At 31.7% G+C, this 14670-nt stretch carries 14 protein-coding genes and 1 pseudogene; 8 read left to right on the top strand and 7 right to left on the bottom strand.

The window, feature by feature from the left end; all coding sequences use genetic code 11:
- Window position 1: 1 nt before the first annotated feature.
- The 4 genes from ubiE to HUE53_RS05210 form a co-directional block, all read right to left on the bottom strand.
- Entirely contained in the window at window positions 2-733 is a 732-nt protein-coding gene (gene ubiE, locus HUE53_RS05225; protein WP_014164938.1) for a bifunctional demethylmenaquinone methyltransferase/2-methoxy-6-polyprenyl-1,4-benzoquinol methylase UbiE, read from the bottom strand.
- Between the two features lie 438 nt (window positions 734-1171).
- Complete coding sequence (locus HUE53_RS05220) at window positions 1172-1702, bottom strand: inorganic diphosphatase (RefSeq protein ID WP_014164937.1); 531 nt, start codon at window positions 1700-1702, stop codon at window positions 1172-1174.
- 688 nt (window positions 1703-2390) lie between these two features.
- The gene (locus HUE53_RS05215; protein ID WP_014164936.1) at window positions 2391-4892 is read right to left on the bottom strand and encodes a DUF5686 family protein; all 2502 of its coding nucleotides are present in this window, start codon (window positions 4890-4892) and stop codon (window positions 2391-2393) included.
- 88 nt (window positions 4893-4980) lie between these two features.
- Window positions 4981-5961: a pyruvate dehydrogenase complex E1 component subunit beta gene (locus HUE53_RS05210; RefSeq protein ID WP_065212996.1), complete on the bottom strand. Its 981-nt coding sequence runs from the start codon at window positions 5959-5961 to the stop codon at window positions 4981-4983.
- A 180-nt stretch (window positions 5962-6141) separates the two neighbouring features.
- Between HUE53_RS05210 and HUE53_RS05205 the strand changes: the two genes are divergently transcribed.
- The 6 genes from HUE53_RS05205 to HUE53_RS05180 all read left to right on the top strand — a co-directional run bounded on the left by HUE53_RS05205 (window position 6142) and on the right by HUE53_RS05180 (window position 10343).
- On the top strand, window positions 6142-6888 hold the full coding sequence (locus HUE53_RS05205; RefSeq protein ID WP_192188770.1) for an electron transfer flavoprotein subunit beta/FixA family protein: 747 nt from the start codon (window positions 6142-6144) through the stop codon (window positions 6886-6888).
- A 74-nt stretch (window positions 6889-6962) separates the two neighbouring features.
- Window positions 6963-7931, top strand: coding sequence for an electron transfer flavoprotein subunit alpha/FixB family protein (locus tag HUE53_RS05200; protein WP_014164933.1), 969 nt, complete (start codon window positions 6963-6965; stop codon window positions 7929-7931).
- 106 nt (window positions 7932-8037) lie between these two features.
- Window positions 8038-8655 (top strand): bifunctional nuclease family protein, encoded by a 618-nt coding sequence (locus tag HUE53_RS05195; protein WP_014164932.1) that lies wholly within the window; start codon window positions 8038-8040, stop codon window positions 8653-8655.
- A 37-nt stretch (window positions 8656-8692) separates the two neighbouring features.
- Window positions 8693-9517 carry a thymidylate synthase gene (locus tag HUE53_RS05190; protein WP_014164931.1) on the top strand — a complete coding sequence of 275 codons (825 nt, stop codon included), beginning with the start codon at window positions 8693-8695 and terminating at the stop codon, window positions 9515-9517.
- Between the two features lie 12 nt (window positions 9518-9529).
- Window positions 9530-9856, top strand: coding sequence for a 2TM domain-containing protein (locus tag HUE53_RS05185; RefSeq protein WP_014164930.1), 327 nt, complete (start codon window positions 9530-9532; stop codon window positions 9854-9856).
- Window positions 9849-10343, top strand: coding sequence for a dihydrofolate reductase (locus tag HUE53_RS05180; RefSeq protein WP_014164929.1), 495 nt, complete (start codon window positions 9849-9851; stop codon window positions 10341-10343). Before HUE53_RS05185 ends, HUE53_RS05180 begins: the two co-directional genes overlap by 8 nt.
- Before the next feature lie 344 nt (window positions 10344-10687).
- Here the strand turns inward: HUE53_RS05180 and HUE53_RS05175 are convergent, their stop codons facing one another.
- The 3 genes from HUE53_RS05175 to metK form a co-directional block, all read right to left on the bottom strand.
- The gene (locus HUE53_RS05175) at window positions 10688-11302 is read right to left on the bottom strand and encodes a deoxynucleoside kinase (protein ID WP_014164928.1); all 615 of its coding nucleotides are present in this window, start codon (window positions 11300-11302) and stop codon (window positions 10688-10690) included.
- Window positions 11302-12093 (bottom strand): hypothetical protein, encoded by a 792-nt coding sequence (locus HUE53_RS05170; protein WP_014164927.1) that lies wholly within the window; start codon window positions 12091-12093, stop codon window positions 11302-11304. The genes HUE53_RS05175 and HUE53_RS05170 overlap by 1 nt, the downstream gene beginning before the upstream one ends.
- 73 nt (window positions 12094-12166) lie before the next feature.
- Complete coding sequence (gene metK / locus HUE53_RS05165; RefSeq protein WP_014164926.1) at window positions 12167-13441, bottom strand: methionine adenosyltransferase; 1275 nt, start codon at window positions 13439-13441, stop codon at window positions 12167-12169.
- 515 nt (window positions 13442-13956) lie between these two features.
- Here metK and HUE53_RS14415 point away from each other — a divergent pair.
- On the top strand, window positions 13957-14088 hold the full coding sequence (locus HUE53_RS14415) for a hypothetical protein (RefSeq protein WP_014164925.1): 132 nt from the start codon (window positions 13957-13959) through the stop codon (window positions 14086-14088).
- A 12-nt stretch (window positions 14089-14100) separates the two neighbouring features.
- A pseudogene (locus tag HUE53_RS14410) lies at window positions 14101-14643 on the top strand (aminotransferase class I/II-fold pyridoxal phosphate-dependent enzyme); the annotation flags it as partial.
- Window positions 14644-14670: the final 27 nt, after the last annotated feature.

Here is a 14670-nt window from a genome sequence, read left to right as displayed (position 1 = left end):
TTTATCTTTTTGAAGCAGAATAAATTGTTGCAACTCCCATAGTTTGTGGTGTATGTTTTACATCTATAAACCCAATTTTTCGTAAAATATTGTTTAACGCTTCTCCGTAAGGAAAGATAGATGCGGAATCTGCTAGATAACGATAAGCAACTTTGTCTTTGGAAAAAAATTTTCCAATTAAAGGCATAATCATTTGAGTGTAAAATTGATACCCTTGTTTGAATGGAAATTTTTCAGGCACTGAAGTTTCTAGGATTACAAAGATACCTCCTGGTTTTAATACTCTAAGGATTTCGGAAAGACCTTTTTCTAAATTTTCAAAATTTCGAATCCCAAAACTTACTGTTATAGCGTCAAAACTATTGTCTTCAAAGGGAATGTTTTCAGAATCACCTAATACGAGTTCAATTTGGTTGGATAAATTCTTTTTACGTATTTTTTCTTGTCCCACTGCTAACATTCCTGCCGAAATATCTAGGCCGATTATCTTTTCGGCTTGTGTGTCTTTCATTAATATTGCTAAGTCTCCTGTTCCAGTAGCAATATCTAAAACTTTTTTTGGTTGAATAGAACCAACTAATTGTACTATTTTTTTTCGCCATTGCACATCTATTCCAAATGAGATTACACGATTTAAACTATCATACTCATGGGAAATAGTGTCAAACATTTTAGATACTTGTTCTTTTTTGCTTGAGTCAGAGTTTTTATAAGGTTTTGTGCTAATTGACATAAAAAAAATATTTGAAGCAAATATAAAATTTAATTTTGAATGGAGAATAAGGTTGTTTGTTGATAAAAAACAGATGTTTTGTTCATAAAATAGGGGTGTATGCTTTTTAGTGTGTTATTAAGGTTATTTTTAGGCTCTCAGCTAGAATTGTTGTTGAATAAAGTCTTAATTTGTAGATCTTTTTTTCTTGGTTCTAGTGTTTTGTTTCAGGATAAAAAAACTTAAAAAAAAATGTGTAGAATTGTTTTTAAAAGAAGTTTTACTTTATATTTAAGTCAATTGAAATATTGGCTTTGAGTTAAAAAGAGCTAAATTTTTAATCATAATTCACTTTAATTGTAATAAAATAAGCGGTATTTTTTTAAAATACCGCTTATAAAATATTTATATCTATATAATTAAAAACTGTTTTCAGCAATCAAAAAAAATAGAAAAGAATTATTTTATGCTGAATAATCCTTCAGGTTTGTTTTCCAAAGCATTAAAACGATCGATACATTCTTGTATAAGTTTTTTAGCTTCAGTAATATCACCCCATCCTTGAACGTCTACTTTTTTATTTTCAAGGTCTTTATAAACTTCAAAGAAATGTTCGATTTCTTTTAATAGATGTGGATTGATGTCGGATAAATCATTTAATTTGTTCCAGATAGGATCAGAAATAGGGACACAAATAATTTTTTCATCAGATCCTTTGTCGTCTGCCATATTAAAAACACCAATAGGTTTTACTTCTACAACACAACCTGGGAATGTAGGTTTCGTAACCAAAACTAAAACGTCTAGAGGATCACCATCTAAAGCTAGAGTTTCAGGAATAAAACCATAATCCGCTGGATACATCATAGAAGAATATAACATACGATCAAAACGCATTCTTTTTAAATCAAAATCATATTCATATTTATTACGGCTTCCTCTAGGGATTTCGACTAACACGTCAAATGTAGTGATTTTATCAGTAGTCATTATTTTATATATTTAATTTTGAGGGTGCAAAGGTACGTTAAAATTTGGAATATGGAAATTTGAAATGCTAGTTTTTCAGTAAATATTCTTTTGTTGATGTTGAAAACGAGTTGATTAGTACTGATGTGGAATTTTATACCTTATTTTTTAAGGTAACAACGACGAATAAAAAAGGGATACGTTTTATAAGATGGCGTATTTTTGAGTATATTATGACTGTTTCTTTTTTTGCTTTGAAATGTAATAATTTTTTAAGAGGGCTTGTAGTATTTATATGATGTGAAATCAAAACATCTGGATTCTTGAAAGCAAGTATCTGGTAAGAGCATCTAATAAATAGGTCATTTTATTCTAATTAAATCGTTTTTAGTATTTTCAGTTGGTTTAGATGTTACTCGCTTCGTAATTTTTAAATTGTTTTCTGAAATATTTAATTAAGATTTTAGTAGTAATTCCTTTAATTCAAATTATGCGTTAGACTTTGTAATGAAGATAAAAACGCACGGAAATATTTTACTACGGCTGTAGTTTTACTTGAGGGTAAAAAATCGAGTCCTTTTTTATTTTCAAAGTTGTTTTATTCTATAAGAGGCAACTGTTTAAAATTATTGAGGAGGAGGGATTATTTTAGACAAGTCATAAAACGTTATGACTTGTCTAATTTTTTTAAAATAATGAATTAATAGTATTAGAATTCAGGGAAGAAACCAAAACGTACACCAAAAGTAGGAGGAATACTACCGTTAATATCTGTAAATGCTGAACGCCAAATACAATCTATACGAATGGGTTTGAAATTTCCAAGACCAATGTTTTCAATACCAAAACCATATTCTGAATAAGCATTAGTTGGTGCGTTATAGTTTATAGATGAATGATTGATTGTTTTATTACTTTGAGATATACTGCCCCAAACGGTTTTGTAAAATAGTACTTCTCTTAATTTTAGTTTTTTTAATAGAGGGATCCTGTTAAATATATAGCCATTGAAATGATGCTCAAAGCGTATCGAAAGATATTGATCTGTGACTAAATCATAATAGTCTAGTAAGGAAAAAGAATTAGGAGAAATAGAATATGCCTGATTTACAACAATTGGAGTTAAGAGATTGAGAGGTAGTTTTTGGAAAACTTTCGCCCCTTCTAATGTAGTTCTTAATACACCAAAGTTACTTAACTGTAAGGGTTTTTCGTATAATAGTTGGACTTTATCATAATTATATTGTCCATTAAATACCCCTTTTAAGCCATGTGTGTACTTAAGAGCAAATGTACTATAGAGTCTTCCTGTATAAGTTTGGTCTACTCCAAATCCATAAACATCTCGCTTAGGAGTATAGAAAACACCGCAACTAATAGCAAAATCAGTTAATGTGTTTTTTATTTCTCCGTTGTAATTGTACGCTAATGAAAATCTGTTTTCACTTGCTGATTTCATATATCTGTGCACAAAGCTTAGGTTGAATTTTAAGTTATTGTGGGGTTGGTAATCAGTGCTAAATACACTTTTTTCTACATTTGTTAGACTGTAATTTTCACCTCTTGCAATAATTACATTTGTGCTAGGACCTGTAGCTATAAGTTCTGATTCCTCTAAACCTATACCGCTTAGTTGTAGGTTGTCTTTTAGAAAACCTAATCCTAATGTAATACGGGGACTGCTATTGATTAAATAACGAGTGCTAAGTCCGAATTTTGTAGCATGATCCATTGATCCATACGCCATATATCCATTTACTCTAAACATATCATTAGGGTTCGTAAATGTTCTGAAACCTGCTTTTAGTCTAAGGCCTTCGATATTATTGTTTGAAAAAGTTTGATATAATGAGCCGTATTGTATGTTTTTAAAAACAGTAAAATACCCAGAAGTAAGTATTGTAATTAGATTGGTAACTCTTCTTATTCTTTTGTTGTTTCCTAGGTCTGTAATGATTTTTCTTGTGTTGTTTATCCCTGCTTCTCGAGTAGTAAGCTGTTTCCAGTAGTTATCTTCTTTCTCAAATTGATTGGCTAGTGTTTGTACTTCAACTTGGTCATAAAAATTTGGGGCTAATTCTTGGTTAAAAATATAATCAGAATATAGTATGTTTTTTTTTAGATACATACCTTTTTCGCCATCTTCTTTAGAAAAGAAAGTAAAGTCTCCCTCGTAAGTTTCACGTTCAGGTAGGTATACATCATTATCCTGTATGGTATAAATTTTTTCAATAGAAAGGTTTCTTACGAAATTTAAATTTACTTTAGGGTTGTTGCGAAGATAGATTTCCGTAATGGCAAAATTTTTGTCGCTTACTTTAAAAGAACCTTGAAAAAGTAAGTCTTGATTATTTCTAGGAAAATAAAAGATTTCGTAAATCTTCTTATTACCCTCTTGAATACTGTCTTTTAAGACATACTCATATTGGCTATATCCGCGTGTGGATAATGGACTCATGAAAACTTTGTTAAGTATTACTACATCATCATCATATACGTCAAAAGGTTTTATAAAATTGCCTATTTTTTCCATCATAAATCCTTTGTCTGCCAATCCCGTAGTACGTTCCCCTTCAACAACTTCTTTGTATTTGTTGTTTATATTGTTGCCATAAATTTTTTCGTTTGTTTCTTTTAAGTAAGTGGGAATTATGTAGTTGGTTTGGTTTCTTTTTTGTTCGGCAATTTTTATTACACTATCATAATGACTCCCCAAGACTCTTTTTAAGAAAATGCTGTCTAAATTGCTTAAACCGTTTGCTACTGAGGTATATTTAGTGTATTGGTAAGATTTAGAAGATACTAATCCATTTTTCTTCTTGTTTTTCCAAATTTGTTGTAAGATTCTATAAGCAGGATTTTCCTCTTTTTTTAAATGTTTTTTAGGTTTAGCAACTACAATAACTTCTTTTAATTGTTTTGTTGTAGACATAACCACTTTTAAATTGTTTATGATGGATGTGTTTAGTTCAACTTCTTTATCTTCAAAACCAGCATATTTAATGATGATTGTTTTGTAGTCATTTGCAGATTCAATGCTAAAGACTCCATTTATGTCAGAAGAAATTCCTGTTTTATTGCCTTTGAAATAAATGTTAGCAAAAGGCAAAGGGAGGTTTTGGTCATCATATATTACTCCACTAACTTTTGTTTGTGCATTTACAAATAATGTAAAAAACAATATTGTAAAAAAACTAATCTTTTTTTGCATATTCTTAAAAATTGGTATATACCTAAGAATAAAGCTCCATCATTTTCTAAAAGATGGAGCTTTATATAAATAACAGATATATAGTTAATTATTTATACAATACTTTCTTAACTGCTTTAATCACATCTTGTGCGTTTGGCAACCATTCTTTTAATAAAGTTGGCGAGTAAGGAGCCGGTGTGTCAGCTGTGGTAATTCTTTGAATAGGCGCGTCTAAATAGTCAAAAGCTCTTTCTTGAACTATATAGGTAATTTCAGAAGCTACTGATGCAAAAGGCCAAGCTTCTTCTAGAACTACTAATCTATTTGTTTTTTTAATAGAGTTTAAAATGGTATCGTAGTCCATAGGGCGAACTGTGCGTAAATCAATAATTTCAACAGAAATTCCTTCTTTTGCTAGTTCATCGGCAGCTGTGTAAGCTTCTTTGATTATTTTTCCAAATGATACGATTGTAACATCTGTTCCTTCGCGTTTAATATCGGCTACTCCAATAGGAATTGTGTACTCTCCTTCAGGTACTTCTCCTTTATCACCATACATTTGTTCTGATTCCATAAAAATAACAGGATCATTGTCGCGTATAGCGGATTTTAAAAGACCTTTAGCATCATAAGGAGTAGAAGGTACAATAACTTTTAATCCAGGGCAATTTGCAAACCAATTTTCAAAAGCTTGCGAGTGCGTAGCTGCTAACTGACCCGCTGAAGCAGAGGGGCCTCTAAAAACCATAGGCATTGGGAATTGTCCTGCACTCATTTGTCTCATTTTTGCGGCATTGTTAATAACTTGATCAATACCCCCAACGAGACAAAAGTTAAATGTCATATATTCTACAATTGGGCGACAACCGTTCATTGCACTACCTACTGCTATGCCTGAAAATCCCATTTCAGCAATAGGAGTGTCTATAACACGTCTAGGGCCAAACTCGTCTAACATTCCTTTTGAAGCTTTATATGCTCCATTGTATTCAGCCACTTCTTCTCCCATTAAATACACCGACTCATCGCGGCGCATTTCCTCACTCATAGCTTCACAAATGGCTTCTCTAAACTGTATCGTTCTCATAAAATTTTCTTAGATTCTACAAAATGAATCGCAAAAATATGAAATTTTAAACCAGGATCAATGAAATTAAAAGAGAAACTAACTAAAAAATGATAAAAAATTATTATGCACGCATAATAATTGTATGTATATTTTAGTTATATTTGTAATTCTATAAATTTTAAACCAATTTGATTAGCAATGAAAATATTAGTTTGCATCAGTCACGTACCTGATACTACTTCAAAAATTAATTTTACCAATGGTGATTCAGAATTTGACACGAATGGGGTACAATATGTAATCAATCCGAATGATGAATTTGGATTAACAAGAGCCGTAATGTTTCAAGAACAGCAAGGTGCTACAGTAACTGTAGTAACTGTGGGTGGAGCTGATACAGAACCAACGTTAAGAAAAGCATTAGCTATTGGAGCAAACGATGCAATTCGAGTAAATTCAAACCCAACAGATGGTTTGTTTGTGGCAAAAGAATTAGCTGAAGTAATTAAAAATGGCGGTTTTGACTTAATAATTGCAGGAAAAGAATCATTAGATTACAACGGAGGAATGGTTCCTGGTATGACTGCTGGTTTGTTAGGATACAATTTTGTCAATTCATGTATAGATTTAAAAGTTGAAGGGAATACGGTAACGGCTGCTCGTGAAATTGATGGAGGGAAAGAAGTGGTAACTACATCATTACCTCTTATCGTGGGAGGTCAGAAAGGATTAGTGGAAGAAAAAGATTTACGTATCCCTAATATGCGCGGAATCATGACTGCTAGAACGAAACCTCTTAATGTAGTAGAACCAGTAGGAGTAGATGTTGCAACAAAAGCAGTGAAATTTGAAAAACCAGCTCCAAAACAAGAAGTTAAATTAATAAGTCCAGATAATTTAGATGAGCTTATTAACTTATTACACAACGAAGCTAAAGTTATCTAATTTTGAATTTTAAATGATAAATTACGAATCATTTAAAAAATATAATTCAACGTTTAAACAAAATAGTAAAAATTATGTCAATTTTAATATATGCAGAATCAGCGGAAGGAAAATTCAAAAAAGTAGCATTTGAATTAGCTTCATACGCAAAAAAAATAGCAGAATCTACTGGAACTACAGTAACAGCTTTAACTATTAACGCTGGAGATGTTTCAGAATTAGGAAAATACGGTGTAGATAAAGTGTTAACAGTTTCTAGTGATAAATTAAACAATTTCAATGCTAAAGTATATGCTGATGTAATTAAACAAGCGGCAGAAAAAGAAAACTCTAAAGTAGTGGTATTGTCTTCTACTACAGATTCTTTATACTTGTCGCCTCTTGTTGCAGTAAACTTAAATGCAGGTTATGCTTCTAATGTAGTTGCTTTGCCTGTAAGTACAACTCCATTCCAGGTAAAAAGAAACGCTTTTTCAAACAAAGCTTTCAATATAACACAAATTGATACCGATGTAAAAGTGTTAGCTATAGCAAAAAATAGCTTTGGGTTAGTAGAGTCAATGGGTTCAGCTACAGCTGAAGATTTTGCTCCAGCTATTTCTGATGCAGATTTTGGTGTAAAAACTCAGTCAGTAGAAAAAGGATCAGGAAAAGTTACTATTGCGGATGCGGATGTAGTAGTTTCTGGAGGTCGTGGATTAAAAGGACCAGAAAACTGGGGAATGATTGAAGAATTAGCTTCTGTGTTAGGGGCAGCAACAGCATGTTCTAAACCAGTTTCTGATTTAGGATGGAGACCTCATAGTGAACACGTTGGGCAAACAGGTAAGCCTGTAGCTACTAACTTATATATTGCAGTTGGTATTTCTGGTGCAATTCAGCACATTGCAGGTGTTAACTCTTCTAAAGTAAAAGTTGCAATTAATTCTGATCCAGAAGCCCCTTTCTTTAAAGTTGCAGATTATGGTATTGTAGGTGATGCTTTTCAAGTGGTTCCCGCTTTAATAGAGAAATTAAAGGTATTTAAAGCTCAGAATTCATAAGTTGAGTTATTTAAAATAATCCTAAAAAGAGCCATATTATGGCTCTTTTTTATTAACAGTACAAAGTTTTTTGTTACTTTGCAAAGATATATTCACAGTCAAAAAAATGAGTTTAGTCAGACTATCTATAAAAGGAATTTCATACAGCCAAACGCAAAATGGAGCTTATGCTTTGATTTTAAATGAAGTAGAGGGAGAACGAAAATTACCTATTGTTATTGGAGCTTTCGAAGCGCAGTCAATTGCTATTGCTTTAGAAAAAGAAATACGACCTCCAAGACCTCTCACACATGATTTGTTTAAAAATTTTGCCGATCGATTTGATATAATTGTTAAACAGGTAATTATACATAAATTAGTAGATGGCGTTTTTTATTCAAGTATGATTTGTGAGCGCGATAAAATCGAGGAAATAATTGATGCTAGAACTTCTGATGCAATAGCACTAGCGTTGCGTTTTGAAGCTCCAATTTTTACGTATAAAAATATATTGGATAAGGCGGGTATTTATTTAAGTACTTCTTCAGATGAAAATAGAATATCTGATGAAGACATACTTTCAACGCCTGAAACTTTTGGCGCTTTGCAAGAAGATGATAAAACATCAGCTTATTCAAAATTAAGTTTAGCTGAGTTAAACGAACTCATGGAAGAAGCCGTTCAAGATGAAGATTATGAAAAAGCAGCCAAAATTCGTGATGAGATAAATAAAAGAGAATTATAATTTTTTCAGGGTATTCATTTATTCAAATAAGTTAAAAATGAAGCAATATCTAGATTTAGTTAAACACGTTTTAGATAGTGGAAATCAAAAAGGAGATAGGACAGGAACTGGAACCAAAAGTGTTTTTGGTTATCAAATGCGTTTTGATTTAAGCCAAGGATTTCCGATGGTAACAACAAAAAAACTACATCTAAAATCTATAATTTATGAACTCCTTTGGTTTTTAAGGGGAGATACCAATATTCAATACTTAAAAGAAAACGGGGTGCGTATTTGGGATGAATGGGCTGATCAAAAAGGAGATTTAGGACCGGTATATGGTCGTCAATGGCGCAATTGGAATAATGAAGAGATAGATCAAATAACAGAGTTAATAGAAACTTTAAAGAAAAATCCAAATAGCAGAAGAATGTTGGTTTCAGCTTGGAATCCTTCGGTTTTGCCCGATGATAAAAAAACGTTTGCTGAAAATGTTGCTAATGAGAAAGCCGCTTTGCCTCCTTGTCACGCCTTTTTTCAGTTTTATGTAGCTGATGGTAAATTATCTTGTCAATTGTACCAGCGTAGTGCAGATGTCTTTTTAGGAGTGCCCTTTAATATTGCGTCGTATGCTTTGCTAACCATGATGATTGCACAAGTATGTGACTTACAAGTCGGCGATTTTATTCATACCTTTGGAGATGCTCATATCTACAATAATCATGTAGAACAGTTAGAGTTACAGCTGTCCAGAGAGCCACGCCCGTTACCAAAAATGATCTTGAATCCAGAAATTAAAAATATTTTTGATTTTAATTTTCAAGATTTTACATTAATAGATTACGATCCTTATCCACATATTAAAGGAGAAGTAGCCGTATAAAAAGAGATTTAAATGGATATTAATCAACAGGAACTTTATGAGTATGCTCGTCTACGAATTAAGCAAAAAAAGCGTTTATATGCTCATTTTGTGATATGGTTTACAGCAAGTTTGTTTTTAATATTTACTAATTACGGGCTAAACACTTTTTCTGACTCGAATTGGTCACTTTGGGTTATAACCATTTGGTTTTTTTTCTTTGTTTTACATTTTATTCGCGTTTTTATAACGGAACGTTTTATGAACAAGAAATGGGAACGAGAACAAATAGAAAGATTGGTTTTTAAACAACAGCGTAAATTAGAACAACTTCAAAAAGAAATTCAAAAAAATGCCTAAGAAAATAATATTAATTGCTGCTGCGGGTCAAAATAATGAATTAGGTAAAAACAATAATCTGCTTTGGCATTTGCCAAACGATTTTAAGCATTTTAAAACCTTGACAAGTGGGCATTGTATTATTATGGGACGTAAGACGTTTGAAAGTTTTTCAAAACCACTACCTAATAGAACGCATATTATTATTACTCGGAAAAAAGAATATGCTGTTCCAGAAGAATGTATTGTTGTTCATTATCTGGAAGAAGCATTACAAGCCTGTCCTGTAGATCAAGAGGTATATGTAATAGGGGGAGGAGAAATTTATAGACAGTTTATTGATCTGGCAGATCAAATAGAACTAACAAGAGTGCATGGTTGTTTTGAGGCAGATACATTTTTTCCTGATATCGATCAAGATAAATGGGAACTTAAAGAGTCTATTTTTTATTCTAAAGACGAAAAACATTTGTATTCCTTTTCTATTGAAAAATATGTTAAAATCTAAACATCATTAGTTTTATCTTTTTTGCCCTTTTATTTTTATCAAAAAGGCTAAGACATCATTTGGGTTGAAGTATAAAAAAATATTTTTTTTAAACAGAAGCTTTTTAGGTAGATCATCTATTTGAATTAGTGTAGTGGATAGAGGAAGATTTTTTAAGATGATTTTATTGTGTTTTAGTTAATGGATGGTCTTATTCAATAAACAATAATTCCACTTTTAGTTAAGGGGAAATAATGCAAAATAAGACAACAACAGAGTTCGTGCTGAAATAGAGAGGGTAAATCAGAATAAAACTATTTAATTCTATTCTGATTTAGACTTATCTGTAAAGGACTTGGTTAGAATTAAAACAACCCATTAATTTCAGCGTCAATTTTATTAATAATCATTCCTAAATCTTCAGGATTGTCAACAAAGTTAATATTATCAACGTCAATTATTAATAAATTTCCCTTGTTGTAAGTCTGAATCCATGCTTCATAACGTTCGTTTAGTCGGCTTAGATAATCGATAGAAATTGAGTTTTCATAGTCACGTCCACGTTTGTGAATTTGTCCAACTAAATTAGGTATAGAACTTCTTAAATAAATTAATAAATCAGGCGGTCCAACTAAGTTTTCCATTAATTCAAACAAAGAGGTGTAATTTTCAAAATCGCGATTACTCATTAGCCCCATAGCATGTAAGTTTGGAGCAAAGATATGAGCATCTTCATAAATAGTTCTGTCTTGAATGATTTTTTTACCACTTTCCCTAATTTTCAAAATCTGACGAAAACGGCTATTCAAAAAATAAATTTGAAGATTAAAACTCCATCTGTCCATAGAGTGATAAAAGTCGTCTAAGTAAGGGTTTTCATCTACATCTTCAAAATGGGGTTCCCATTTAAAATGTTTGGATAGAAGTCTGGTTAATGTAGTTTTTCCGGCTCCTATATTTCCAGCAACTGCTATATGCATTAGGGTAAAATAATTTTATGATTGGTAATTCCTTGAGCTGTAAAAATAGCTAAATTTTGCTTTTTATAGTAAAAACTTATGAATGAATTTTCAATATTTTCGATCGGAATCGTTTTTTGTTTTTTGATGTCAAAAAGAAAAAGTTTTTCATTTCTTTGATATACAATGATTTTTTCGTCAGTTATTGATATTTGATCGTATTCAGGAAGTTTAGTTATCCATGTTTTTTTACCAAAAATACTACATTGGTAAAAATTGTTTTCTGTGTCTATCCAAAAGAAATTGTTGTAAGTAGAGGAATAATTTTTAATTGGTTTTTCAAAAATTACGCCAATAGCTTGTGTTGTGTTTTTAGTGTAGTTGTAAAGGAGTAATTGCTGATTGGTTTCATTAAAAATCCAATAATTGTTTAAACCAGCTATTCCAATAGCACTTAAAGCAATTGAGTTGTTAATAGAGTTAAAGTTTAATTTTTGAACCTCGTTTAGTTGATTGTCTAAAGCTATGATGGTATTGAAATTGCTGAAAAAAACAAGGATTCGTAACGGGTTTTGTAAATCAACCTTAGAGATCTCTCCTAATTGAATGTTTTTATATTCATATTTTTCACCGTTTTTTATTTTGAACAAGATATTTTTTTTGATAAAGTAGAGAAAACCTATGTTGTCTTCGCCGATGTATTCATCTGCTTCAATTGGTGTAGCGTTTATGAGTGAAGCATTAATTTTAGGTACTTGACTAAACGTGAAAAGATTCAATAATAATACGAGTATACATAACATTTTTTTCATAATAGAAAGGTATGAAAATAAAACAGCCTTGTAACTATAATTTACAAGGCTGTTTGAGGTTTGTATTTAGTTATTATAAGTTAAAAGCAGTTTTTATTTTATCTACGAAGTCTAATTTTTCCCAAGTGAATAATTCAACTTCAACTTCTTTTTTCTCTCCTGAAGGAGAAACAAAGCTCTTAGTAACCACTTCGTTTTTACGTCCCATATGTCCGTAAGCAGCAGTTTCACTATAGATAGGAGTTCTTAATTTTAAACGTTGTTCAATTGCATAAGGTCTTAAATCAAATAATTCATTAACCTTTTCAGAAATCTGAACATCAGTTAAACCGTTTTTAGCAGTTCCATAAGTATTGATGTATACATTACATGGTTTTGCAACACCAATAGCGTAAGAAACTTGTACTAAAACTTCATCAGCAACACCAGCTGCTACTAAGTTTTTAGCAATGTGACGTGTTGCATAAGCAGCTGACCGGTCTACTTTTGAAGGGTCTTTACCAGAAAAAGCACCACCACCATGAGCTCCTTTGCCTCCATAAGTGTCAACAATGATTTTTCTGCCTGTTAAGCCAGTATCGCCATGTGGGCCTCCAATTACGAATTTTCCGGTAGGATTGATATGATACTCAATTTTATCATTGAATAAATGAGCATATTGCGGATATTTAGCAATAATTCTAGGAATTAAAATCTCAATAATATCTTTCTTGATTTTAGCTAACATTTCCACTTCTTCAGCAAAATCATCATGTTGTGTAGAAATTACAATAGCGTCAATGCGAACCGGTTTGTTGTTGTCGTCGTATTCTAAAGTTACTTGGGATTTAGCGTCGGGACGTAAATAGGTAATTTCGTTGTTTTCTCTACGTAATTCGGCTAATTCTTGTAATAGTTTATGAGATAAGTCAAGTGCTAACGGCATGAAATCTTCCGTTTCATTCGTGGCATAACCAAACATGATTCCTTGGTCGCCTGCTCCTTGTGCGTTTGCTTTGGTTTCAAAATCCGCTTCAGCTGTAATTCTATCCACACCACGATTGATATCGTCTGATTGTTCGTGAATAGCAGATAACACGCCGCAAGAATTCGCTTCAAACATATATTCGCTTTTCGTGTAACCAATTTTTTTAATTACCTCACGAGCGATGCTTTGAACATCTAAATAGGTTTTTGATTTTACCTCTCCTGCTAAAATTACTTGACCAGTAGTTACTAGGGTTTCACAAGCTACTTTAGACGCAGGGTCAAATGCTAAAAAGTTATCAATTAATGCGTCACTGATTTGATCAGCTACCTTATCAGGGTGTCCTTCACTCACTGATTCTGAGGTAAATAAATAGGCCATATACTAGTTTTTTTTGTAATAATTCGTGAGGAAAATTTTGTAGCGATTGCCTAAAGAGTAGTAGTTACTGCTTTAGCATTTTTTTATGAGGTTGCAATCAGTTCAAATTTTTCCTCTTGTAAACTTGGTACAAATGTATAAAAGGAAATTGAATTCTGAAGAATTATTAACTTTTTTTTGAATAAACATAAGTATTGAAAAATGAGGTGTTTTTAGTTTTTTAATGGGTGAATTCGGTTTGTTTTAGAATTAATTAAACTAAATAAGTTTTATTTAAATAAAATTTAGAAAAATAAACTATTAATTTTATTTTTAAAGAATAATAATCTAGTTTTGTCCTGTTTTTTTATGTTAGATGAAAAAGGATTTTAATAAATATATAATGAGTATGATGGGAATTCGTCTTTCCAGAGTTTACTATTGTATAAAATTTAAAAGTTTACAACAGCACCTCTGCATTTGCAGAGGTTTTTTTTTGAATAAATTTTACAACACAATTGTATAATACATAGAATATGAAAATAGAAACTCTTTTAGCTAATTTAACTCAGCACAGTGGTATCAAAGATGCTTATGGTGCTACCCATTTACCTATTTATAACACAGCTACCTTTGATTATAAACGACAGCAGAACACAGATTTTTAGTATGATTATTCACGAACGGATAACCCTACGCGCAATGCCTTGGAAACGGTTTTTGCAAAAGTTGAAAACGGATACGGAGCTGTTTGTACTAATACAGGTATTGCCGCTATTGCGCTATTATTTGAAACCGTTTTACAATCAGGGGATAGAGTACTAGTAGAAAGGGACTGTTATGGAGGAACCTATCGTCTTTTGAATATCTTGTTAGAGAAAAATAATATTGAAGTATCTTATGCTGATTTTACCAATACAGAGGAAGTAGAAGATATTTTGGCTAAAAATAAAGTAACTCTAATTTTATGCGAATCACCTACTAATCCTAGTTTGAAAATTATAGATATAACAGCAATAGCTATTTTGGCTAAAGCCTATCATGCAATTTTTGCTGTAGATAATAGTATGGCAACATTTGCTTCGCAAAAGCCATTAGAATTAGGTGCTTATTTTTCAGTTTTTTCAGCAACGAAATGTGTTTCGGGACATGGGGCCTGCGTGGCTGGTGTTATCGTTGTAAGAGAGGAATCATGGTACAAAAAAAAATCATTGTTATTCTAATGCACAAGGTCGTGCGCAAAGTCCTTT

Origin of the sequence: Flavobacterium columnare (assembly GCF_014844295.1) — a bacterium.
GTDB lineage: Bacteria > Bacteroidota > Bacteroidia > Flavobacteriales > Flavobacteriaceae > Flavobacterium > Flavobacterium columnare.
Note: the sequence above shows the minus strand (reverse complement) of the source record. Positions and strands in the feature narration are given on the sequence as shown.

Coding starts and splice junctions, on each gene's coding strand:
- ubiE (WP_014164938.1), bottom strand. CDS start 733: ATGTCAATTAGCACAAAACCTTATAAAAACTCTGACTCAAGCAAAAAA.
- HUE53_RS05220 (WP_014164937.1), bottom strand. CDS start 1,702: ATGACTACTGATAAAATCACTACATTTGACGTGTTAGTCGAAATCCCT.
- HUE53_RS05215 (WP_014164936.1), bottom strand. CDS start 4,892: ATGCAAAAAAAGATTAGTTTTTTTACAATATTGTTTTTTACATTATTT.
- HUE53_RS05210 (WP_065212996.1), bottom strand. CDS start 5,961: ATGAGAACGATACAGTTTAGAGAAGCCATTTGTGAAGCTATGAGTGAG.
- HUE53_RS05205 (WP_192188770.1), top strand. CDS start 6,142: ATGAAAATATTAGTTTGCATCAGTCACGTACCTGATACTACTTCAAAA.
- HUE53_RS05200 (WP_014164933.1), top strand. CDS start 6,963: ATGTCAATTTTAATATATGCAGAATCAGCGGAAGGAAAATTCAAAAAA.
- HUE53_RS05195 (WP_014164932.1), top strand. CDS start 8,038: ATGAGTTTAGTCAGACTATCTATAAAAGGAATTTCATACAGCCAAACG.
- HUE53_RS05190 (WP_014164931.1), top strand. CDS start 8,693: ATGAAGCAATATCTAGATTTAGTTAAACACGTTTTAGATAGTGGAAAT.
- HUE53_RS05185 (WP_014164930.1), top strand. CDS start 9,530: ATGGATATTAATCAACAGGAACTTTATGAGTATGCTCGTCTACGAATT.
- HUE53_RS05180 (WP_014164929.1), top strand. CDS start 9,849: ATGCCTAAGAAAATAATATTAATTGCTGCTGCGGGTCAAAATAATGAA.
- HUE53_RS05175 (WP_014164928.1), bottom strand. CDS start 11,302: ATGCATATAGCAGTTGCTGGAAATATAGGAGCCGGAAAAACTACATTA.
- HUE53_RS05170 (WP_014164927.1), bottom strand. CDS start 12,093: ATGAAAAAAATGTTATGTATACTCGTATTATTATTGAATCTTTTCACG.
- metK (WP_014164926.1), bottom strand. CDS start 13,441: ATGGCCTATTTATTTACCTCAGAATCAGTGAGTGAAGGACACCCTGAT.
- HUE53_RS14415 (WP_014164925.1), top strand. CDS start 13,957: ATGAAAATAGAAACTCTTTTAGCTAATTTAACTCAGCACAGTGGTATC.